22 protein-coding genes are annotated in these 20,238 nt (G+C 59.5%); 10 read left to right on the top strand and 12 right to left on the bottom strand.

Annotation, left to right across the window (positions count from 1 at the left end; genetic code table 11):
* The first annotated feature begins 59 nt into the window (after nt 1-59).
* Complete coding sequence (locus ACR0I7_RS09730) at nt 60-560, top strand: GNAT family N-acetyltransferase (RefSeq protein ID WP_480510429.1); 501 nt, start codon at nt 60-62, stop codon at nt 558-560.
* Nucleotides 561-590: 30 nt separating this feature from the next.
* On the opposite strand, the gene ACR0I7_RS09725 is transcribed toward ACR0I7_RS09730, so the two are convergent.
* Both ACR0I7_RS09725 and ACR0I7_RS09720 read right to left on the bottom strand, forming a co-directional pair.
* Nucleotides 591-1,916 carry a lytic murein transglycosylase gene (locus tag ACR0I7_RS09725; protein WP_480510427.1) on the bottom strand — a complete coding sequence of 442 codons (1,326 nt, stop codon included), beginning with the start codon at nt 1,914-1,916 and terminating at the stop codon, nt 591-593.
* A 78-nt stretch (nt 1,917-1,994) separates the two neighbouring features.
* Entirely contained in the window at nt 1,995-2,690 is a 696-nt protein-coding gene (locus ACR0I7_RS09720) for a helix-turn-helix transcriptional regulator (protein ID WP_480510425.1), read from the bottom strand.
* Between the two features lie 82 nt (nt 2,691-2,772).
* Here ACR0I7_RS09720 and ACR0I7_RS09715 point away from each other — a divergent pair, with 82 nt between their 5' ends.
* Together ACR0I7_RS09715 and ACR0I7_RS09710 are read left to right on the top strand one after the other, a co-directional pair.
* The gene (locus tag ACR0I7_RS09715; RefSeq protein WP_480510423.1) at nt 2,773-3,471 is read left to right on the top strand and encodes a glutathione S-transferase family protein; all 699 of its coding nucleotides are present in this window, start codon (nt 2,773-2,775) and stop codon (nt 3,469-3,471) included.
* Entirely contained in the window at nt 3,468-3,854 is a 387-nt protein-coding gene (locus ACR0I7_RS09710; protein WP_480510421.1) for a DUF1801 domain-containing protein, read from the top strand. The genes ACR0I7_RS09715 and ACR0I7_RS09710 overlap by 4 nt, the downstream gene beginning before the upstream one ends.
* Here the strand turns inward: ACR0I7_RS09710 and rnr are convergent.
* The 3 genes from rnr to dapE are packed head-to-tail and all read right to left on the bottom strand — an operon-like array spanning nt 3,845 to nt 7,879.
* Entirely contained in the window at nt 3,845-6,103 is a 2,259-nt protein-coding gene (rnr, locus tag ACR0I7_RS09705; protein WP_480510420.1) for a ribonuclease R, read from the bottom strand. The genes ACR0I7_RS09710 and rnr overlap by 10 nt on opposite strands.
* Before the next feature lie 57 nt (nt 6,104-6,160).
* Nucleotides 6,161-6,736 carry a TIGR04282 family arsenosugar biosynthesis glycosyltransferase gene (locus ACR0I7_RS09700; protein WP_480510418.1) on the bottom strand — a complete coding sequence of 192 codons (576 nt, stop codon included), beginning with the start codon at nt 6,734-6,736 and terminating at the stop codon, nt 6,161-6,163.
* Nucleotides 6,737-6,739: 3 nt separating this feature from the next.
* On the bottom strand, nt 6,740-7,879 hold the full coding sequence (gene dapE / locus ACR0I7_RS09695) for a succinyl-diaminopimelate desuccinylase (RefSeq protein WP_480510416.1): 1,140 nt from the start codon (nt 7,877-7,879) through the stop codon (nt 6,740-6,742).
* Nucleotides 7,880-8,085: 206 nt separating this feature from the next.
* On the opposite strand from dapE, the gene ACR0I7_RS09690 reads away from it, so the two are divergent.
* Complete coding sequence (locus ACR0I7_RS09690; RefSeq protein ID WP_480510414.1) at nt 8,086-9,144, top strand: transporter substrate-binding domain-containing protein; 1,059 nt, start codon at nt 8,086-8,088, stop codon at nt 9,142-9,144.
* Here the strand turns inward: ACR0I7_RS09690 and ACR0I7_RS09685 are convergent.
* Complete coding sequence (locus tag ACR0I7_RS09685) at nt 9,141-9,485, bottom strand: hypothetical protein (protein ID WP_480510713.1); 345 nt, start codon at nt 9,483-9,485, stop codon at nt 9,141-9,143. The genes ACR0I7_RS09690 and ACR0I7_RS09685 overlap by 4 nt on opposite strands.
* Nucleotides 9,486-9,600: 115 nt before the next feature.
* Here ACR0I7_RS09685 and ACR0I7_RS09680 point away from each other — a divergent pair, with 115 nt between their 5' ends.
* The gene (locus ACR0I7_RS09680; protein ID WP_480510413.1) at nt 9,601-9,936 is read left to right on the top strand and encodes a cupin domain-containing protein; all 336 of its coding nucleotides are present in this window, start codon (nt 9,601-9,603) and stop codon (nt 9,934-9,936) included.
* Between the two features lie 64 nt (nt 9,937-10,000).
* Here ACR0I7_RS09680 and dapD read toward each other — a convergent pair whose 3' ends face one another.
* The 3 genes from dapD to ACR0I7_RS09665 form a co-directional block, all read right to left on the bottom strand.
* The gene (gene dapD / locus ACR0I7_RS09675) at nt 10,001-10,828 is read right to left on the bottom strand and encodes a 2,3,4,5-tetrahydropyridine-2,6-dicarboxylate N-succinyltransferase (RefSeq protein WP_480510411.1); all 828 of its coding nucleotides are present in this window, start codon (nt 10,826-10,828) and stop codon (nt 10,001-10,003) included.
* 119 nt (nt 10,829-10,947) lie between these two features.
* On the bottom strand, nt 10,948-11,547 hold the full coding sequence (locus tag ACR0I7_RS09670) for a GntR family transcriptional regulator (RefSeq protein ID WP_480510409.1): 600 nt from the start codon (nt 11,545-11,547) through the stop codon (nt 10,948-10,950).
* A 45-nt stretch (nt 11,548-11,592) separates the two neighbouring features.
* Complete coding sequence (locus ACR0I7_RS09665) at nt 11,593-12,510, bottom strand: serine/threonine dehydratase (RefSeq protein ID WP_480510407.1); 918 nt, start codon at nt 12,508-12,510, stop codon at nt 11,593-11,595.
* A gap of 80 nt (nt 12,511-12,590) precedes the next feature.
* Here ACR0I7_RS09665 and ACR0I7_RS09660 point away from each other — a divergent pair, with 80 nt between their 5' ends.
* Together ACR0I7_RS09660 and ACR0I7_RS09655 are read left to right on the top strand one after the other, a co-directional pair.
* Entirely contained in the window at nt 12,591-13,433 is an 843-nt protein-coding gene (locus ACR0I7_RS09660; protein ID WP_480510405.1) for an LOG family protein, read from the top strand.
* A gap of 3 nt (nt 13,434-13,436) precedes the next feature.
* Nucleotides 13,437-14,534: a cystathionine gamma-lyase gene (locus ACR0I7_RS09655; protein WP_480510403.1), complete on the top strand. Its 1,098-nt coding sequence runs from the start codon at nt 13,437-13,439 to the stop codon at nt 14,532-14,534.
* Here ACR0I7_RS09655 and ACR0I7_RS09650 read toward each other — a convergent pair whose 3' ends face one another.
* Nucleotides 14,535-14,918 (bottom strand): hypothetical protein, encoded by a 384-nt coding sequence (locus ACR0I7_RS09650; RefSeq protein ID WP_480510401.1) that lies wholly within the window; start codon nt 14,916-14,918, stop codon nt 14,535-14,537.
* A gap of 155 nt (nt 14,919-15,073) precedes the next feature.
* On the opposite strand from ACR0I7_RS09650, the gene ACR0I7_RS09645 reads away from it, so the two are divergent.
* From ACR0I7_RS09645 to ACR0I7_RS09635, 3 genes are all read left to right on the top strand, one after another.
* On the top strand, nt 15,074-15,991 hold the full coding sequence (locus ACR0I7_RS09645; protein ID WP_480510399.1) for a DnaJ C-terminal domain-containing protein: 918 nt from the start codon (nt 15,074-15,076) through the stop codon (nt 15,989-15,991).
* Nucleotides 15,988-16,326 (top strand): hypothetical protein, encoded by a 339-nt coding sequence (locus tag ACR0I7_RS09640; protein WP_480510397.1) that lies wholly within the window; start codon nt 15,988-15,990, stop codon nt 16,324-16,326. Before ACR0I7_RS09645 ends, ACR0I7_RS09640 begins: the two co-directional genes overlap by 4 nt.
* Before the next feature lie 63 nt (nt 16,327-16,389).
* Complete coding sequence (locus ACR0I7_RS09635; RefSeq protein WP_480510396.1) at nt 16,390-18,048, top strand: U32 family peptidase; 1,659 nt, start codon at nt 16,390-16,392, stop codon at nt 18,046-18,048.
* A gap of 3 nt (nt 18,049-18,051) precedes the next feature.
* Here ACR0I7_RS09635 and ACR0I7_RS09630 read toward each other — a convergent pair whose 3' ends face one another.
* Together ACR0I7_RS09630 and rlmN are read right to left on the bottom strand one after the other, a co-directional pair.
* Nucleotides 18,052-18,600, bottom strand: a complete 549-nt coding sequence (locus tag ACR0I7_RS09630) for a cytochrome P460 family protein (protein ID WP_480510394.1) — start codon at nt 18,598-18,600, stop codon at nt 18,052-18,054.
* 308 nt (nt 18,601-18,908) lie between these two features.
* Nucleotides 18,909-20,096 carry a dual-specificity RNA methyltransferase RlmN gene (rlmN, locus tag ACR0I7_RS09625; protein WP_480510392.1) on the bottom strand — a complete coding sequence of 396 codons (1,188 nt, stop codon included), beginning with the start codon at nt 20,094-20,096 and terminating at the stop codon, nt 18,909-18,911.
* Nucleotides 20,097-20,238: the final 142 nt, after the last annotated feature.

The raw sequence follows: 20,238 nt of genomic DNA, 5'->3' as shown, positions 1-20,238 counted from the left end.
TGGTGTGTATTGGTGTTGCAGCCCTCCGACTGCCCGCAAATTAGTGATAAAAGACTGCCATGAAAGCAACCGGCCAATACACATTCCGAAAGGCGACCGCGTCTGATTTGGGCGTGCTGGCGGTATGGCGGTCGCGGCCGCATGTCTGCAAATGGTGGGGTTCGGATGAGCCCATCACCGAAACCGAACTGGCAGACGGTCGCGTGGCCCGATGGATCGTATCAACCGAAGGGCGCCCGTTTGCCTATATGCAGGACTATACAGTTCATGGTTGGGACAACCACCATTTTTACCAGCTTCCAGAAGGGGCACGCGGCATTGATCAGTTCATAGGTGAGCCGGACATGATCGCGCGCGGCCATGGTCCGGCGTTTATTTCTGCAAGGTTGAGGGCGTTGTTCAGCGACGGGATTCCGGTCGTCGCTACTGATCCGCATCCCGAGAATGCGCATGCTATTTCCGCCTACCGGAAATCTGGCTTCCGAGAGTTTGGCCCGGCTCAGGAAACACCCTGGGGGTGGATTTTGCCGATGAAGATCGACGCACAGGACTTTCTTTGACGGCCCCTTGCAAATTTCGCAAGCCCCGGTTCAACCCGATCCGCGCATACGCTCAAGCAGCTGCAGCGAAGCGTAACCATCGGGCCTCAGCCCCTGAGCCACTTGATATGCTCTCAACGCATTGATCGTGTTCGGCCCGATACGGCCATCTATGCTCTGCGTATCAAAGCCGGCCTCTGTAAGCCTGCGTTGCAACTCCTTCCGTTCGGTAAAGCTTAGGACGCGGTCATTGCGCGGCCAGTCTGCTGCAAAAGCGGCGCGTCCCGCCAGCCGGTCGGACAGATGACCGATACCAATGACATAGGCGTCAGCTCCATTGTAACGCTCGATCACCTTGAAGTTGTCAAAAACCATCAGCGCGACACCCTGTCCACCAGCAGGCAGCAGGATCGCGGCCTCGCCATGATCCGGGACGGGCCTGCCATTGCGTCCGACCACCCCCCGCGCGGCCCAATCCGAGGGCATCAGAGTGTAGTCGCGCTTGGCCGTAGCATAGTCGAACCCCTCGGGCAGACGCACCTCGACACCCCATGGCTGGCCCGCCTTCCATCCATGCCGCGCCAGATAGGCCGCCGCAGAGGCCAGCGCATCCGTCGGGTCATCAGACCAGATATCGCGCCGCCCATCGTGATCAAAATCCACGGCGTGTTCAAGATATGAGGTTGGCATGAACTGGGTATGTCCCATGGCGCCGGCCCAGCTGCCGACCATAGCGTCAGCGCCAACATCGCCCGCCTGAACGATCTGCAGGGCGGCGATCAGCTGAGTCTCAAAAAACCGGGCGCGACGGGCATCAAAGGCCAGAGTGGCCAGTGCCCGGATGGTCTGGTTGCTACCCCGATACGTACCGAATGCGGTCTCAAGCCCCCAGATCGCCGTCACCACCTCTTTTTCCACACCGTATTTGGCCTCGATGCGATCGAGAACCTGTTGATGCCGATTCAGCGCGGCCCGGCCATTCGATATCCGGGGGTCTGATACAGCCGAATCCAGATATGCCCAGATTGGTTTCGAGAACTCTGCCTGGTTGCGGTCTCGGTCTATGACGTCCTTGTCATAGCGCAGCTCACCCAGCGCCTGATCCAGCGTCGCGGCAGAGATCCCCTCGGTCATTGCCCGTTCGCGAAAGGCACCCAGCCAGGCCTGAAATCTGGCATTGCCATTGGCCGAGATACGATGGACCTCGGCCGAAGGCCTTGGCATCGGGCGGATGGAAACGGTCACATCCGCTGATGCCAGTTGAAGATTTTGTGCCAACGGCCGCTCCTGTGGCCGCGGCGCACTGCTTGTGGTGTCCGCCTGTCCGATGGATGCCCACAATGCGACGGTCATAACGCCGCCTACGCATTTACGCATTCCGATTTTCCTGATTACTGCTCGCATTCAGGATAGCTCAAAACCGGCAAATCTCAAAACGTCAGGCGCGGGCGCGCATCAGTTTCCAGAGTGTTCTGCGCGGATACGCGCCAATGCCTCGCGCAACAACGGGACGCGATTGGGCCTAAAGCTTTCATCGGAAACAGACATTTCCTGCATACGATCCAGCCGAAAAACACGAAAATCCTGCCGCAAGTGGCACCAACTCAGCAACACGCTTGAGCGATCCATATAGACGATACTAAGCGGATTGACCTTTCGATGCGTGCTGTCGCCTTTGGCATCGGTATAGGCGAACTCCACCGCGCGTTCGTCCCAAGTGGCCTGACGCAGCGCAGCAACCTCAATTGTAGGCACTGCGGGTCGATCAAAGCGCGTTGCGGCAAGGACGGCATGGCTCAGCCGATGAGACTGACGCTGTGGCAAACGACCCTGCAGTTTCCGCAACGCCTCGCCAGCAGCGCGCGACAGGGCCGGATCACCAATCAATTGAACTTCGCGCAGCCCCAGAACAAGGGCCTCCAACTCGTCATCCGTGAATCCCAACGGCGGCAACGTCGCGTCTTCGATCAGCGTAAAGCCAAACCCTGCCTCGCCATCGATCACCGCGCCAAGACTGCGCAGTGCGTCGATATCCCGATGCACAGTCCGCGCAGAAACACCCAAATCCTGCGCCAACTGGACCGAGGTTTTGGGCGACGGGCCAGAGCGTAAGGCTTGCATGAGTTGAAACAGGCGGGCAGTACGGGACATATTGGACATTATCCTAAGCCTAATGACAGAATATGTCATCAGACGCGGCTATCCATTCGGCATTCCAATCACGAGGCCGACAATGCTGACCCTTCTGACATACCCCTCCGCCTTTGGCCTGTTCAGTGCAAGCCCGTTTTGCGTGAAAACCGCGTATATGCTGCAAAAATCCGGCCATCTCTGGCAGAGGTCGGATATGCTCGATCCGCGCAAGATGCCTCATCGCAAACTACCGGTACTACGCACCCCGGAACGGCTGGTTCCCGACAGCGATATGATCCGCGATTGGCTTGAAGCACAGGGCGCAGATTTTGATGTAGGTCTTAGCGATATGCAAAAAGCGCATTCCCGAGCACTGATCCGCATGGCCGAAGACCATCTTTATTTTCAGATCGTTCATGATCGTTGGGCGAACGACGAGGTATGGCCCATTCTGCAAAAAACGTTTTTTGCCGAGATACCGGCATTGATCCGAGGCCCTGTCTCAAACTCTGTCCGCAAATCTGTCCTGAAAGGGCTTGAGGCGCAGGGAATCTCACGATTCTCACCCGCAGAACGACTGGGCCGGGTCGAACGCGATTTTGAAGCGCTCACGACCTATCTTTGGCAGTCGCCTTTTCTGATGGGGGATCGCCCGACATCAGCCGACATGAGCGTCGGGCCAGTATTGGCAGCGATGCGTGCGACGCCCGCCGATACCCTGCTGACCCGGCGCATCAGAGAAGATAAGCTTCTAAACAGCTATGTCGACAGAATGGAACAGGCGATCCCACTGACATGAGACCTTTTGACGATCCCGCAGTATCGGCAGCGTTCGAGACTTTGCCCGACGATCCACGTCAGGGCACTCTAACGCTGCGTGAGTTGATTTTCGATACAGCACAGGATCTTGCCAAGGCACAGCCGCTGCAAGAGGCACTGCGTTGGGGCCAACCGTCTTATCTGGCACCGAAGGGATCAACTATACGACTGGGCGGGCACAAATCTGCCAGCTTCGCCCTGTTCGTTCATTGTCAGAGCCGGCTGATGGGGGATTTCACCTCGGCCTTCCCGGGTGAGGATCGGATCGACGGGAACCGCGCCGTACTGTTCGATGACCTCGAGCAGATTGATCCAACCCGTCATGGCTGGCTGATCGCCCGCGCGCTGACCTATCACCTTTGACGGCGCTTGCGTTCGACCTTGCGCTTGATCTTGTCTTTCTTGCGCTTGGTGCTGGCAGCTTTGCGCCGGGCACCCCGTTTGGCGGGACCACGCCCGCGCGGCAGGGCTTGGTCATCGATTGACAGCAGTTCCAGCTGCAATCCGCCGGTCACAGGTGTCGCCTCGGTCAGTCGCACGGTAACGCGCTGGCCGATGGCGATGATCAGACCGGTATCCGAGCCCATCAGCGTCCCGGCCTCGCGATCGAAATGAAAGAACTCGCGCCCCAGCGAGCGCACGGGTACCAGCCCATCCGCACCGGTTTCGTCCATCTTCACAAACGCGCCAAAGCGCGCGATGCCACTGATCCGCCCGGTGAACTCGTTGCCCACCCGTTCACTGAGATAGGCCGCGAGATAGCGATCCGTCGTGTCGCGTTCCGCCATCATCGAGCGCCGTTCAGTGTCCGAGATATGGGTCGCGGTTTCCTCAAGCCGGGCGATCTCTTCCTCGGTCAACCCGTCCTTACCCCAGTCATGCGCCGAAATCAGCGAACGATGCACAATCAGATCAGCATAGCGGCGAATGGGAGAGGTGAAATGCGCATAGTTCCGCAAAGCCAGCCCGAAATGGCCAAAGTTCTCGGGGTTGTAATACGCCTGCGCCATGGATCGCAACGTGGACAGATTGATCAGCTCTGCATCCTCGGTCCCCGCAGCCGCGTTCAGAAGCGCGTTCAGATGCCGGGTTTGCAGAACCTGCCCCTTAGCCAGATTGAGGCCCGCCGCCTGTGCGGTTTCCCGCAGGCTTTCCAGCTTTTCAGGCGCGGGTTCTTCGTGAACCCGAAACAACAGCGGGCGGCGTTTGGCGGTCAGCGTCTCGGCGGCGGCCACATTGGCGAGGATCATGAATTCCTCGATCAGCTTGTGCGCATCCAGCCGGTCGCGGAACGCCACGCTGGTCACTTCGCCGGTATCGCTGAGGATGATCTTGCGCTCTGGCAAGTCCAGATCCAAAGGCTGGCGCACAGCGCGCGCCTTTTTGAGTGCTGCATAAGCGGCATAGAGCGGTTTCAGCACCGTCTCAAGCAGTGGCCCGGTGCGGTCATTCGGATTGCCATCCACGGCCTCCTGCACCTCGGCATAGTGCAGCGACGCGGCAGAGCGCATCAGACCACGCACAAACCGATGACCGATCTTGTTGCCCTCGGCGTCGATCTGCATCCGCACGGCCAAACAGGCGCGCGGAACGCCTTCGTGCAATGAACACAGATCGCCCGACAGCCGATCCGGCAACATCGGGACGACACGGTCCGGAAAATAGCTTGAATTGCCGCGTTTGCGCGCCTCACGATCCAGCGCGGTGCCGGGCTGCACATACGCAGCGACATCCGCGATCGCGACCCAGATGACATGGCCGCCGGGATTCGTGGGATCATCATCCGCATGGGCATAGCACGCATCATCATGGTCACGCGCATCTGACGGGTCGATGGTCAGCAGTGGCATGTCCCGCAGGTCTTCGCGCCCTTTCAAGCCGACCGGTTTGGCCTTGTCGGCCTCGTCGATCACCTTGTCGGGAAAGTCATCGGGGATGCCATGCTGATGGATCGCGATAAGCGACACCGCCTTGGGCGCCGTGGGATCCCCCAAGCGTTCGACAATGCGCGCACGCGGCAGGCCCATGCGGGTCTTGGGCCCGGCCTGTTCGGCCTCAACCAGCTCGCCATCTTTCGCGCCATGGACCGCGCCCTCGGGCACCTGCCATTCCGTCGAGCCGGTCTTGTCGATGGGCACAATCCGCCCACCTTCGGCCCCTTTGCGGAAAATGCCCACGATTTTGCGCGGGTTGGTCCCGATACGGCGGATCAGGCGCGCCTCATAATTGTGGTCCTCTTCCTGCACCACGGTCAGACGCGCCAGAATACGATCCCCCTCGCCCAGCGCAGGATCGCTGGCGCGTGGTATCAGCAGAATAGCTGGCTCGACCCCCTCGCCATGCCATTCCAGCGGGCGGGCAAACAGGTCACCATCCTGATTGGGGGCCTTGACCTGCAACACACTGACAGGGGGCAGGCGGTCCGGATCGCGATAGCTGCGCTTGCGTTTTTCCAGATGCCCCTCGGCCTCAAGCTCGCGCAGGATACGTTTCAGGTCGATCCGGTCCGCGCCTTTGATCCCAAAGGCTTTAGCGATATCGCGTTTCGAGGTCAGGGTGGGGTTTGCCGAGATCCAGTCGAGGACCTCCTGCTTGGTCGGAATACGTGTCATCCTTTCGCCCTAGCACGGGTATGCGACTGCGTCATGACCAAAAAACGGCGCGTTGGCTCAGGCGTGCAAATCAGCGGCAGTATCGACGTCGCGCAACTGGTCGAGCAAGGCAATCCGCCGCCCCGGAGCCGAAGCAAGCGTATCGGCCAACGCGTGTTCGGTCGACCAGCGCACATCGCGAAACAGGCTGTGCGGCAGGGCCGCATAGCGTTGCGCTCCAACCAGCCAATAGCCCCCGTCCGGCGCAGGCCCAAAGACCATCTGCGCCCGCCCCAGCGCCTGAAACGCCCGTCCGATATGGGCCGGTGTGACCCCCGGAATATCCGCTCCAATCAGGCACACAGGGCCTTTGGGCATCGCGCGCAGCATCCGGCCCATGCGATCCCCCAGATCCCCGCGTCCCTGACCGGCGCGCGGTAAATCGACGGGCCAGGCACGGCTGCTCAGACCCTCATGATCGGGGGAAACCGCCAGCACGATCTGCCAGCGCGGATCGCGCAAGCGCCGGATCAAGGACCGGGTCTGATGCCGAAACCACCACGCGGCACCCACCATGCCGATATCGCGCCCCAGCCGCGTTTTGACCCGCCCCGGGCGCGGCTCCTTGACCATGATCACCAGAGTACGCTGCATCACTCAGGCAAAATAGTCAGTCAGGATGCGCGCGTAGATCGCCTTGAGCTGCTCGATCTGGGCCACTTCGACGCATTCATCAACCTGATGCATCGTCCTGCCAACCAAACCAAATTCGACCACCGGACAATGGTTTTTGACAAAACGCGCATCAGATGTGCCGCCCGTGGTCGACAATTCGGGGGCAACGCCGGTTTCCGCTTCAACAGCACGTGCAACCAGATCAGAGAGGGCGCCGGGTGGCGTCAGAAAGCTTTCGCCCGAAATCCTGATCTTCACGTCGACCTCGACACCATAGGTTTCGGCAACCGCATCGGCCTCGGACTGGAGCCATGTGCTCAGGTTTGCGCCCGAATGCAGGTCATTGAACCGGATGTTCACAGCCGCACTGCATTGGGCGGGAATCACATTGGTTGCGGCGTTTCCGGTATCGATAGTGACAACAGCCAGGGTTGAGGCATCAAAATGATCATTGCCCTGGTCCAGTTCGTGGCTGGCCAGCCGGTCCATTAGCCGCGCCATGGCAGGCAAAGGGTTCCTGGCCCGGTGCGGATACGCTGAATGGCCCTGAACACCTGTCACCTTGAACCAGGCGGTCATCGATCCGCGACGTCCGATCTTGATCATCTCACCCATCGTGTTGGGGCAGGTCGGCTCACCCACAAGGCACACCGACATACGCTCGCCCGTCTGGTCCATATGATCCAGCAGCGCGGTTGTTCCGTCCTGCGCGTCACCTTCTTCGTCACCGGTAATCGTCAGGATAATTGCACCATCCGGGGGCGTCTCCCGCACAAAGTCGATTGCCGCAGCGGCAAAAGCGGCAACGCCGGATTTCATATCCGTGGTGCCGCGCCCATACATTTCGCCATCGCGGATTTCTGCACCGAAGGGGGGCATTGTCCAGGCGGCCTCATCCCCCACCGGAACAACATCCGTGTGTCCGTTAAAGCCAAAACTGCGCGCGTGGCCCTTATCGCCCCAGCGGGCAAACAGGTTGCTGACACCGCCGCGATCCACCCGCGCACAACTGAACCCGCCATCTGACAGCAGACGCTCCAACAGAACGAGAGCACCGCCCTCGTTCGGTGTGACCGAAGGGCAACGGATCAGGTCCGCCGTCAATTGAACCGGGTCAGTCATATTAAGCCTCTTAACCATCTTGCCACGCATCTTCGCGCACAGATTCAACGAATTGGCCCGCTTGCCAACCCCGGCAAGGGAAAAAATCCGTGACACTCCGATAGTTGCAGGTCGACGGGCGCGCCGAAAACATCGGCACTGACCCCGCGATTATCTTGCCGCACATGGTGCAAATGCGCTAGTGGGCCCGAAACAGGTAACACACCATGATGCGCGCACTCTTTGGATTGATTTGTCTGACTTTCGCCCTTTTGGCGCAGCAAAGCCAGGCCCAGACACTGACTGTCACCACCGTGACCCGACCGCCGTTTTCCTACCTCAAGGATAACGAACAGACTGGGTTTTCGATGGACCTCCTCCAAGCGCTTTCTGAAGCTCTTGGGTGGGAATATACTGTAAAACGCGTTGACGCGTTTAGTGACATGCTCTCCGCTGTTCAGGATGGCTCTGCCGATCTGGCGATTGCAAATATTTCGATCACGGCATCCCGCGAAACCCAGATGGACTTCAGTCAGCCGATCTTTGAGGCTGGCCTGCAGATCATGGTCCCGTCTGACGCTGTTAGAAGACCAAGCCTACTGCAGGCGCTGTTGTCACGCGAATTGTTCATCGCCATCGGTCTGGCTTTTGCCATTCTGCTGGGCGGCGGCATGCTGATGTGGGGGTTCGAACGGCGGGCGCAGCCCTATTTCGATCGCAAGCTGAACGAAGCCTGGTTTCCATCCTTCTGGTGGGCGCTCAATCTGGTGGTCAATGGCGGCTTTGAAGAAAGAATGCCTAGAACGCCCTTTGGGCGCATGCTGGGCGTTGTACTGGTGGTGTCATCGCTGTTTATCGTGTCGGTCTTCACCGCGCGCATCACGTCGGTAATGACGGTCGACGCGATCACCGGCAGCGTCAATTCCGTAAATGATCTCTATGGCAAGCATGTTGGCACCATCTCAGGCTCAACAGCCGCGAGCTTTCTGGATAGGCGCGAAGTTGAATATACCAGCTATGATGGGCTAGACCCGATGCTTACCGCGTTCCAACAGGAAGAGCTGGACGCCGTGGTTTTCGATGCGCCGATCCTGTCGTACTTTGCCGCGCATGAAGGCCGCAAGTTTGCTTCAATGACCGGCGGCGTCTTCTTACGCGAGAACTATGGAATCGCTTTCCCAACCGGCTCACCGTTGGTGGAAGACGTCAACCAGGCGCTTCTGTCGCTGCGCGAAGACGGCACGTATGATGAAATCTATCGCAAGTGGTTCGGTGCGCGAAACTAGGCCTTAGCCTGATCGTCGAAAAACGGGGTCATCTGCGCCACTATTACAGCATTCTCATCCAATGCTCGCTGCATCAGCGCCCGCTCATCCGGATCAATATCGTGCCCCTGCGCTTCGCGTTCGGCCAACGTGCCATAACCCGTCACATCCAGTGGCGCGGTATCGGCCTGTTTCAGAATTGCCACCGTTTCGCGCACGGCCTCAGCCTCATCTACACCGCTTGCAAAGCACATCAATGCTGCCCCGGTCGCCCCGTTCGGCAGACCGTCGCCCTCTTTCCGGCCAATCTGAACCAGCAGGGTATAGACCTGCTGACGCGAAGGTTTCTTTTGCTTTTCCATATAGCGGGCCATAGCCCCGCGCCCGCCCGCGGTCAAGCAACGGGGAATTGCCGGATCGCCGCTGCGCGTCCATAGTAAGCGCGACAACTCGTTTCAGGCCGCAAAGGACCACTTCATGACCTATCCCGATTTCATAGTGAATTTCCCCAGCATGGATGTGCCCTTCCCCGAGGATGTTGTTCAAACCGCAGTGATCCGTTCCGATGCCGGGCTGGTGGCGTTTTTCACCTTCCTCAAGGATTTCGAACTGCCGCCGCATTCTCATAAGGCGCAATGGGGTACGGTGGTCGAGGGCGAAATAGAACTGACCATCGGAACCGAGACCAAAACCTATCGCCCCGGCGACAGCTACTCGATCCCGGCCGGTGTTGAACATGGTGCGAAGATCAAGGCCGGTACGCGGGTGATCGACGTCTTTGAAGAACCGGATCGTTACCCAATCAAGGGCTGACCGGGTCACAAAAACGGGGCTGCAGCGATCCGCGCCACAGCCCCGTTTTCAGGTCGTGCCGACCCTAGTCGCGCAACAACTCGTTGATGCCGGTTTTCGAGCGGGTCTTTTCATCAACCCGTTTCACGATCACCGCGCAATAGAGGCTGATGTTGTTCTTTGACGGCATCGAGCCTGAGACCACCACCGAATATGGCGGCACTTCACCATAGGTGACCTCGCCGGTTTCCCGGTCAACGATCTTGGTCGATTTGCCGATATAGACACCCATCCCCAGGACCGAGCCTTCGCGGACAATGCAGCCCTCAACCACTTCGGACCGGGCCCCGATAAAGCAGTTGTCTTCGATGATGGTCGGGCCTGCCTGCATCGGCTCAAGCACGCCGCCGATGCCAACGCCGCCGGACAGGTGAACGTTCTTGCCGATCTGCGCGCAAGAGCCGACAGTGGCCCAGGTATCAACCATAGTACCCTCATCCACATAAGCGCCGAGGTTCACGAAGGACGGCATCAGCACAACGCCGGGCGCGACATAGGCTGATTTGCGGACCACGCAGTTCGGCACTGCGCGGAAACCCGCTGCACGCCACTGGTTTTCACCCCAACCGGCAAATTTGCTGTCGACCTTGTCCCACCAGCCGCCGTCTTGCGGCCCGCCGGACTGAATTTCCATATCCTTGATGCGGAACCCCAGCAGGACCGCCTTTTTGGCCCATTGGTTCACATGCCAGTCACCGCTCTCCAGCTTTTCCGCAACCCGCAGCGAACCGCTGTCCAGAGCGTTCAGCGTATCTTCGATGGCTTCACGCTGTTCACCTGTGGTTGCGGGCGTGATCGTGTCCCGCGCCTCCCAGGCGGCTTCGATGGCGGTTTCCAGTTGCGCGTTGGACATGGGGTCACTCCCTGCAGAATCTGTTCACGTTGGTTTCGCCTATATGAAAGTCCGGACCAAGGCGCAATGCGACGCAGATGGGCCCCTTTGCGGCGGGGCCGGTCTGCGGGCAGGCGAAATCAGCTTGCCCGACGAATATGGCGGGTCAGGATCGCGGTTGCGGCGGCGGTATCACGCCGCTTCATCGCCTGCACAATGGCGGCGTGATCCGCATCGGCGCGCTGGGCCCAGCGCTGCCGCCAATGCGCAAACAAGTGACGGGCGCTAGCGATGTGCAGATCGTCAATCGTATGCAGCAGACGCGGGCGGGCGCAGGGGGTCAGGATGGCGCGGTGAAACCCCCTGTTTCGAGCCTCCCATGTCGGCATGTCCTGCGCGTCATCACAAGCAACACGGGCATCGTCCGCCGCCTTGAGCGCAGCAGGTGTCAGATTCTGGATTGCATGTTGTAGCGCCAGAGTTTCAAGGGCCACGCGCATCTCGATCACTTCACGCACCTCAGCCGGGTCCAGCGCAGTCACGCGCATTCCGCGCCGTGGCTCGCTGCGGGCCAGCCCGCGTGCCTCGAGCCGTAACAGCGCCTCGCGCACGGGAACATGGCTCGTCTCGAACGCGCGCGCAATATGATCCTGGCGCAGCTTCTCACCTGCGGGCAAATCGCCGGTAACAATACGTTCGCTAAGCGAGTCAAATATGGAATCGGCGATGGTCGCGGTCATGGGATTATAGATAAAATCCCATGACCAGACCCTCAAGGCGATAATTCAGGCGGCAAGCGGATTCGGAGCGATATTGCCGCCGCAAACCAGAACCGCCACCCGCTCTCCTGCTTGCGGTCGATATGCGCCCGAGGTCAAAGCCGCCAGCGCCGCTGCCCCGGCGGGTTCCACCAGAATCCGATGCGCCTGCCATAACGTCGCCTGCGCCTGTGCTATGGCATCGTCAGAAACAAGCACCGATGGGATCGCTCGCGCCAGATCAAAGCAGATATCGCCGATCCGCCGCGCGCCCAGCGCGTTTGCAGCAATCCCAGACACTGATACATCAACAGGTGCACCCGCCTGTTGTGCCGCGTGCAACGCGCATGAGGTTTCAGGCTCGACCGCAACAACCTTGCGCGCGCCCTGCAACCACGCCAATGCGCCCGCAATCAGACCACCCCCGCCAACGGCGATAAGCACCGTGTCTGCCTGCAGGCCCTGCGCCTCCCACTCGGCAAAGCAGGTGCCCTGCCCGGCGACGGTTGCGGGGGCGTCATAGGCGTGGATCTGCATTGCCCCGGTTTCCTCTTCGTGCGTGCGCGCCATCGTCAACGCATTTGCATATTCGCCGGGAACCACGGTTAGATCCGCTCCTATTCGTTCAATCAGCGCAATCTTGGAGGGCCCGGCCAGTTCCGGCACGAATATCTTCGCGGGATGGCCCAGCGCGCGTGCAGCATAAGCCGCTGCTGCACCATGATTGCCGCCCGAAGCGGCAACAATGCCCGCGTGCGGCACCTCGAGGCTCAGCAGCGTGTTGAACGCGCCGCGCGCTTTGAAACTGCCGGTATGCTGCATATGCTCGAGCTTTAGCTCGACCGGATAATCCAACCCCAGCGCCTGACTTTGCATCACCGGCGTCACCTGCGCATGTCCGGCGATGCGGTCCCTGGCTGCCAATATTTCAGTCTTCCAATTCATTCTTGTCTTTCCGTGACTGGCACTCTGCCCGCGAACCCTATAGCTGTTTGGAAAACACGCAAGCAGGGATCGACCACCCCATGAGAGAAGACCGCCTTAGCCCTTTCCGCGACGCGCAGACTGATCGCTCGACCGCAAGCGAGGTGCCGGATACGCCACAAACCCGGTCCTCGGCCTATCGTCTTGCGTTCGCGGATGACGATTTCCTGTGCCGAGACGAACTGCGCCCTGTCCGCCTGCAGCTGGAACTGTTGAAACCCGAGATGATCATGTCCGAACGCCAGATCACCTCAACCATCGTCATGTTCGGCGGCGCGCGCATTCCCGAGCCGTCGCAGAAACATATGGCCCGGACCGAAACCTTGGCCGGGTTGTCGAAATACTATGACGAGGCGCGGGAATTTGCTCGCCTCATGACCGAGAAATCAAATGAAACCGGCTGCCGTGAGAACGTGATTGTGACCGGTGGAGGCCCCGGCGTGATGGAGGCCGGCAACCGTGGCGCACAGGATGCGGGCGGGTGTTCCATCGGGTTGAATATCGTGCTGCCGCATGAGCAGGCCCCGAACCTGTATGTGACGCCGGACCTCAGCTTTAACTTCCACTATTTTGCCATCCGCAAAATGCATTTCCTGATGCGCGCCCGCGCCATTACCATTTTCCCCGGCGGCTTTGGCACCATGGATGAGCTGTTCGAAGCGCTCACCCTAATCCAGACCGGCCGCATGGAACGCGTGCCTTTCCTGCTGTTCGGGCGCGAGTTCTGGGAACGCGTCATCAACTGGGAAGCGCTGGCGGATGCGGGCACGATCTCGGATCAGGACCTCGACCTGTTCCGCTTTGTTGATACCGCGCAAGAAGCAGTCGACATCATCGAAAACTGGGAACCAGCTCCACCCCGCGACGAGATTCCGGGGCGTTAACTGATGGCACCCAAGACCGGAGAGATGTTGCATCTGCGCGGGAACGCTTTGGACAAGGGCGAGCCGGTTGCCTTGCCGCTGACCCAGAGCAGCATGTACCACCTGCCAGGCCTGCCTGACGGCAGCGCCAGCTATGGCCGGGTCGATAATCCGACATGGGTGCATCTTGAACATGTGCTGACCCATCTGGAAAACGCGCCATGCCTGAGCTTTCCGTCCGGCATGGCGGCGATTTCTGCCGCGCTGTTTTCCACAGTCAAGGCCGGGTCGCGGCTGCTGATCCCCTCGGATGGCTACTACGTCACGCGGCTGTTGGCCGACCGTTTCCTGTCGCCTCTGGGCATCACGGTCGAGGAACGCCCCACCACCGCATTTGAGGACGGCGGGTTTGACCAGTTTGACGTGGTCTATGTCGAAAGCCCCTCGAACCCCGGCTTGGACATGATCGACCTGCGATCAGTGGCCGCACAGGTCAGTGCCGCGGGCGGGGTGACCATAGCGGACAACACCACCATGACGCCCTTGGGCCAGCGCCCGCTGGATCTGGGCATCGATATTGTTGTGTCCTCCGATACCAAGGCGATGGGCGGGCATTCTGATCTGCTGATGGGTCACGTGGCCAGCCGTAACAAACAGATCATGGAACGGGTCGAGGACTGGCGGAAGGTTTCGGGATCAATCCCCGGACCTCATGAGGCGTGGCTGCTGCATCGCGGGTTGGAAACGCTGGACGTACGGTTCGACCGCATGTGTGCATCCGCACAGGTTCTGGCAGAGCGGTTGTCGGCGCATCCAGCGGTGAAACACGTGCGCTATCTCGGCCTGCCGGCTGATCCGTCACATAGGCTGGCCAAGGCTCAGACGGCACGGTTCGGTTTTCTGCTGTCGCTGACTTTGGGCAGCGAGGACAAGGCCGAAGCTTTCATCAACACCTGCCCGCTGCTAAGGCCCGCGACCTCCTTTGGAGGGGTCCATAGTTCGGCAGAACGCCGTGCGCGGTGGGGGGACAAGGTCGATCCGGCCTTTGTCCGGCTTTCGGTTGGCTGCGAACCTGTCGAAGAGCTATGGCAGGCGTTTGAGGTCAGCCTGAACGCGCTTTGATTACTTCTTGGGTGCGCGCAGTTCGGGGAACACATAGATCGGCAGCACAATGCTGGCAATCAGCGCGCCCAGCCAGACCAGCAGGGTCGCAGCCAGCAGATTGGATATGCCGCCAATGGTCAGGCCTGCCGTAATCAGATCGGTCACCAGCAGGCCCACGAAAGTCACGATCAAGGCGATCCCGCCCTTCAAAGCGGGCGCTTTTTTCTCGCCCAGCTTCAGGATCAACGGCTCGGCGACCACCTGAACCACGGTGAAGATCAGCACCACAACAATGAACGAGATCGGCTTGATCCCAAAGCCGGAAAGCAACAGCACCGCCAGCAATAACCCAATGGCATTCCCAGCCAGCAAGGCCAAAGCGGACTTGATTCTGCGCGACATGGCGACGCTCTCCGTGAATGAACAATTTGAAACATGCGGATATTAGCAGGCTTTGGAAAATTTTCGAAGCATTTCAATCGCCTCTTCCTTTTGACCGGTTGAAATCGCAGAATACCCGCATTCATTAAGACCCGACCCTGACCCGTGAGAGTGAGATGAGCGACGATCCCTATTCCGTCCTCGGCGTGTCCAAAGACGCCAGCGACGCCGAGATCAAGAAAGCCTATCGGCGCATCGCCAAAGAATGCCACCCGGACCTGAAACCCGGCGATGCCGAGGCCGAGGCCAAGTTCAAAGCCGCCGCCGCAGCCTATGACTTGCTGAAAGATGCCGAGACGCGCGCGAAATACGACAATGGCGAGATTGACGCCTCGGGTCAGGAACGCCCGCAACAGCAGTACTACCGCGACTATGCCGAGGCCGCCGGAAACCCCTATCGCGGACGCGCGGCGGATCAGGACGATATGTCCGATATCTTCGCCGAATTCATGCGCGGGCGCGGTGGCTATGGGCAGCGCAGCCATGAATTCCACGCGCCGGGTCACAACCTGAACTATTCCCTGCAGATCAGCTTTCTGGATGCCGTCTTTGGGGCCAGCCAAAAGCTGACCCTGCCGGATGGCGACCGGATCGAGGTCAAGATCCCCGTGGGCATCACCGACGGCCAGACCATACGCCTGCGCGGCAAGGGTGCTCCGGGATATGGTGAGGGGCCGCCGGGCGATGCGCTGGTTACGGTCTCCGTTGCGAAGCACCCCGTCTTTGACCGTCAGGGCGATGACATCCACATTACGCTGCCGATCACGATTGACGAGGCTATCTTGGGCGGCAAGGTCCCTGCCCCAACCATCGATGGCGGTGTCAATGTCAGCGTCCCGGCAGGCACAAGCAGCGGCAAAACCCTGCGCCTGCGGGGCAAGGGTGTGAAAAAACGCGGCTCGTCTGATCGCGGGGATCAGCTGATCGAGCTGACCGTGACCATGCCCGACAAGATCGACGACGAACTGAAGCAATTCATGGAAACGTGGCGCGCCACCCACAGCTATGATCCGCGCAAAGGAATGCCGTCATGACCCTGACCGAAGAGGAACTGATCAAAACCATCGCGCGGCTGACCTCGGACCGGCTGACCGAATATCTCGCCGCCGAGATCGTGATCCCCGAGCAATCGGATCAGGGTATGGTCTATCACAGCATCGACGTAGCCCGCCTGGAACTAGCCTGCGAGTTGCACGATCAATACGATATGGAGGCCGATGCGCTGTCGATGATGATCTCTCTGATCGACCAGATGCACGGGCTGCGGGCGGAACTGCGCGAGGTTCTGAGCGCGGTTGAAACCCAGCCGGAACCGGTACGTCAGAACCTGATCGAGGTCATCGGCACAGCGCGATTCCGTCGCAGATAACGGGGTTTTGGACTCACGGCATTTGGCGTAGAAGGCGCCCTTGATCCTTTGTCCGGTAGTCCCATGACCCAGTCCAGATCCGAATTGCTGATGCCTGCGGGCAACCTGCGCAAGCTGAAACTCGCCATCCTTTATGGTGCGGACGCGGTGTATCTGGGCACGCCCGATATGTCGCTGCGCACGAAATCCGAGTTCTCTCTGGAAGAGGTGATTGAGGGGGTAGAGTTCTGCCATCTACATGGCCGACGCGCCTATCTGACGCTGAACCTGTTTTCGCACAACAAAGACATCCCCAAGCTGGACGAATACATCGACACGGTCCGCAAAGTGCAGCCAGACGGGTTGATCATCGCCGACCCCGGCGTGTTCCAATACGTTCGTGAGCGGGCGCCGGAATTGCCGCTGCATATCTCGACCCAGGCCAATATCTGCTCGTGGTTGTCGGTGAGGTTCTGGCAGGATCAAGGGGCCGAGTTAGTGGTGCTGGCCCGCGAAGTCTCTTACCCCGAGCTAGTCGAGATTCGCGAGAAATGCAAGGACATCAAGTTGGAAGCTTTCGTCCATGGTGCCATGTGCATGACTTATTCGGGCCGCTGCCTGCTGTCGAACTTCATGGCCGAGCGTGGGGCGAACCAGGGCAATTGCGCCAATTCCTGCCGCTGGAATTACGGCCTGAAACTGCGCCTCAAGGACGGCACGCATCAGGAGTTGCGCATCACCGACGAGAACGCCGACCTGTTCGAGTTCCTGCTGGAAGAGGGCTGCCGCCCCGGCGATCTGATGCCGATTGAAGAGGATGATCGCGGCTCGTATATCCTCAATTCGCGCGATCTGTGCATTATGCCCAAGCTGGATGAGTATCTGAAGATCGGGGTCGACAGCCTCAAGGTCGAAGGGCGCGGCAAATCGGAATATTATGCCGCCATAGTTGCGCGGGCCTATCGGATGGCCATCGACGACTATAACGCTGACCCCGAGAGCTGGGACCCAAAACCTTACATGCGTGAACTCGAAACCGTCGGGAACCGCGGCTACACTCTGGCCTTCCACGAGGGGCGGCTGACCAACTATGCGCATGACTATGAACACACGGCCGCAATCGCGCAGTGGGAATATGCCGGTATCGTCACCGAGGTGACCGAGGATGCGTTTCTGGTCGAAGTGAAGAACAAGCTGGAACCGGGTGACGTGTTGGATTTCGTCTCGCCCATCTCGCGCGAGACGGTGCTGCTGCGGGTCTATGATTTTGGACGCGCCTCAGACGGCGCGCGGCTGGACGTGGTGCATGGCAGCTCAAAAACCGTGATCCGCCTGCCCTTCACCCTGTTCGATCACGAAGACATCGACGACCTGCGCGCCCGCTTCCCCGTCTACTCGGTCCTGCGCAAAGAACGCGCCCTGACCGACGAACACTGGAGCCGCATTCGTTTTGACAAGCTGGTGCAGGGGCTGGAAACCACAGGCCGCGATAATCCCAAGGCCTATGCCCGCCGCCGGGATGAGCTGGTCGAAAAGATCGGCGAAGACGGCAATGAGCGTCGGTTCAAAACCAACCGTATCGGCACCGAAGGCTGCTGCGGCAAGGGGTGCAATGGCTGCTTGATCTTCTGGCAGGACGAGAAATACGCGCTGGCACGCGAGGTTCTGTCGAAACGCAAGCTGGGCGAACAACTCAGCCGTCGCGAAGCAACCGAACTGAAACTGCCCGACCCCGCAGCCTGAACATCACTGCGCCACGCGAAAGTCCTCGGGAACGTAGAACGTATAGTCCCGATCCGCGACCGCTTCGTGGCAGTCATGGCAATAGGTCACGGCCGACGCGCGAAACCCCGTTGTGTCACCAAACAAAGAGCCATCGGGCATCACCATGGCATAACGCCAGTCTGCGGTATCCGGGCTGGTGCCTGCGGGCAGCTTTTCCATCACGAACAACGCGCCCGGATGAACGTTGCCCTCGTCGGTGACGGTCATGCTGTCTTTGGCCAGAACCGAGCCGACAGGCAAAACCTCGCCCTCTTGCAGCGTGCCGTAATTATGCGCCATCCGGTTGGCATAGCTATTCACAAAGCGCTGCCCGTGAGTGGCCGAGATATAGGGCGCGTCGTTAAACAGGGGCCAGTTCTGATAATTGCGCAGCTCCTCAAGCTGGGCCGCGGCATAGCCACGAGCCATGCGCCGGGAGAGTGATTTATAAAACGCCTGCGCCTCTTCTTTGCTCAGCTCAGCCGGGTTTTCGATGGCCAGATGGGCGTCCTGCTCATTCGCAACAGCCACGCCGCCTGACGCAACAAGAAAGAGAGATAATGAAAGCGCGAATTTTCTGGAAAAGTCTGATTTTCGAATAAACATTTGATTGGCCTATCTATTTGTAGAGCCCGCACCCACACCATTCACCGTGCCCCTTCTGAAGATAGAAGCCACGCCGTGATTTGCCATGTTCTCACCCCCAACTTCACCGCCTTGTGCGCAAAGGTGAGAACATCCATCCCCGACAATACGGTTCAAATATATCAAATTCCGAATGCAAAAGACACCGGTCAGGACATTAAGTCTGCACGATGCCCCGGGCAATCTCAGGCAGCTCAGCTGCCCAGTCCGGCCTCAGCTTCGATCTGCTTGCGGGATTTGCGGGCACGCTCGGTCGCTGATTTCAACTGACCGCAGGCTGCCATGATGTCTTCGCCCCGCGTCTTGCGGATGGGCGAGGCATAACCCGCCTGATAGATGATATTCGCAAAGGCCCGGATACGATTATTCGAGCTGCGTTTATACGGCGCGCCCGGCCATTCGTTGAACGGGATCAGGTTGATCTTGGCCGGAATGTTGTGGCGTTTGATATGATCGATCAGACGATGCGCATCCTCATCGCTGTCATTCACACCATCCAGCATCACATATTCAAACGTGATCCGTTCGGAATTCGACGCATTGGGATAGCTGGCAAGCGCTTGCAACAGCTCTTCGATATTCCAGCGCTTGTTGATCGGCACTAGCACATCACGGGTTTCATCCGTGGTCGCGTGGAAAGAAATCGCCAGCAGGCAGCCAATCTCTTGTGCCGTGCGCGCAATCTCGGGAACTACGCCAGAGGTCGAAAGGGTGATCCGGCGGCGCGACAGGGAAATCCCCTCGGGGTCCATGGCAATCTTCATGGCGTCACGGACGTTTTCGAAATTGTACAACGGCTCGCCCATGCCCATCAGAACGATGTTCGACAGCAGGCGGGTTTCGTCCTTGGGCGCGCCGGGGGTTGGCCATTCGTCAAGATCATCTCGGGCCATCATCACCTGACCCACAATCTCGGCCGCTGTCAGGTTGCGCACCAGTTTCTGCGTACCGGTGTGGCAGAAGGAACAGGTCAACGTGCAACCCACCTGAGACGAAATGCACAACGTCCCGCGATCTTCTTCAGGGATGTAGACGACTTCCACTTCATGCCCACCCGCGATACGGCACAGGTACTTGCGGGTCCCGTCCTCAGAGACTTGGCGCGTCACAACCTCGGGGATTTCGATCACAAAGCTCTCGGCCAGTTGGGCGCGATAGGCTTTGGCAAGGTTGGTCATCTCAGAGAAATCGCGCACGCCCCACTGATAGATCCACTGCCAGATCTGGCCTGTCCGCATCTTGGCCTGCTTTTCGGGCGTGCCGTGTTCGATCAGGGTTGCGCGCAGTTGGTCGCGGGTGAGACCAACAAGGTTCACCTTTCCCTCCGGCAGCTTGCGGGGGATGGTCATGACGTCTTGCGTGATCGGCGCTTTGGGCGACATTGGCGTATCTCAACGGATTCTGGCTTGGGATGCGCCTCTATATAGGACTGAGCGCAAAGATCAAAAGAATTCCGACATGCTCATCTCTACAAAACGACCGTCGCTGCCGCCGAACTGATCCGGCCGGGGTTCTGGCCGGATC

This window comes from Ruegeria sp. AM1, from assembly GCF_056540745.1.
The sequence above is the reverse complement of the archived record's forward strand: the minus strand, read 5'-3'. Positions and strand labels throughout refer to the sequence as shown.

Bases quoted from the DNA above. Each gene is read 5' to 3' on its own strand.
- ACR0I7_RS09720 (WP_480510425.1), bottom strand. From the start codon at position 2,690: ATGTCCCGTACTGCCCGCCTGTTTCAACTCATGCAAGCCTTACGCTCT.
- ACR0I7_RS09670 (WP_480510409.1), bottom strand. From the start codon at position 11,547: ATGACCGCGACCATCGCCGATTCCATATTTGACTCGCTTAGCGAACGT.
- dapD (WP_480510411.1), bottom strand. From the start codon at position 10,828: ATGTCCAACGCGCAACTGGAAACCGCCATCGAAGCCGCCTGGGAGGCG.
- ACR0I7_RS09650 (WP_480510401.1), bottom strand. From the start codon at position 14,918: ATGTCGCGCAGAATCAAGTCCGCTTTGGCCTTGCTGGCTGGGAATGCC.
- ACR0I7_RS09645 (WP_480510399.1), top strand. From the start codon at position 15,074: ATGAGCGACGATCCCTATTCCGTCCTCGGCGTGTCCAAAGACGCCAGC.
- ACR0I7_RS09710 (WP_480510421.1), top strand. From the start codon at position 3,468: ATGAGACCTTTTGACGATCCCGCAGTATCGGCAGCGTTCGAGACTTTG.
- ACR0I7_RS09635 (WP_480510396.1), top strand. From the start codon at position 16,390: ATGACCCAGTCCAGATCCGAATTGCTGATGCCTGCGGGCAACCTGCGC.
- ACR0I7_RS09685 (WP_480510713.1), bottom strand. From the start codon at position 9,485: ATGGAAAAGCAAAAGAAACCTTCGCGTCAGCAGGTCTATACCCTGCTG.
- ACR0I7_RS09680 (WP_480510413.1), top strand. From the start codon at position 9,601: ATGACCTATCCCGATTTCATAGTGAATTTCCCCAGCATGGATGTGCCC.
- rlmN (WP_480510392.1), bottom strand. From the start codon at position 20,096: ATGTCGCCCAAAGCGCCGATCACGCAAGACGTCATGACCATCCCCCGC.
- dapE (WP_480510416.1), bottom strand. From the start codon at position 7,879: ATGACTGACCCGGTTCAATTGACGGCGGACCTGATCCGTTGCCCTTCG.
- ACR0I7_RS09725 (WP_480510427.1), bottom strand. From the start codon at position 1,916: ATGCGTAAATGCGTAGGCGGCGTTATGACCGTCGCATTGTGGGCATCC.
- ACR0I7_RS09660 (WP_480510405.1), top strand. From the start codon at position 12,591: ATGAGAGAAGACCGCCTTAGCCCTTTCCGCGACGCGCAGACTGATCGC.
- ACR0I7_RS09715 (WP_480510423.1), top strand. From the start codon at position 2,773: ATGCTGACCCTTCTGACATACCCCTCCGCCTTTGGCCTGTTCAGTGCA.
- ACR0I7_RS09700 (WP_480510418.1), bottom strand. From the start codon at position 6,736: ATGCAGCGTACTCTGGTGATCATGGTCAAGGAGCCGCGCCCGGGGCGG.
- ACR0I7_RS09655 (WP_480510403.1), top strand. From the start codon at position 13,437: ATGGCACCCAAGACCGGAGAGATGTTGCATCTGCGCGGGAACGCTTTG.
- rnr (WP_480510420.1), bottom strand. From the start codon at position 6,103: ATGACACGTATTCCGACCAAGCAGGAGGTCCTCGACTGGATCTCGGCA.
- ACR0I7_RS09730 (WP_480510429.1), top strand. From the start codon at position 60: ATGAAAGCAACCGGCCAATACACATTCCGAAAGGCGACCGCGTCTGAT.
- ACR0I7_RS09640 (WP_480510397.1), top strand. From the start codon at position 15,988: ATGACCCTGACCGAAGAGGAACTGATCAAAACCATCGCGCGGCTGACC.
- ACR0I7_RS09690 (WP_480510414.1), top strand. From the start codon at position 8,086: ATGATGCGCGCACTCTTTGGATTGATTTGTCTGACTTTCGCCCTTTTG.
- ACR0I7_RS09665 (WP_480510407.1), bottom strand. From the start codon at position 12,510: ATGAATTGGAAGACTGAAATATTGGCAGCCAGGGACCGCATCGCCGGA.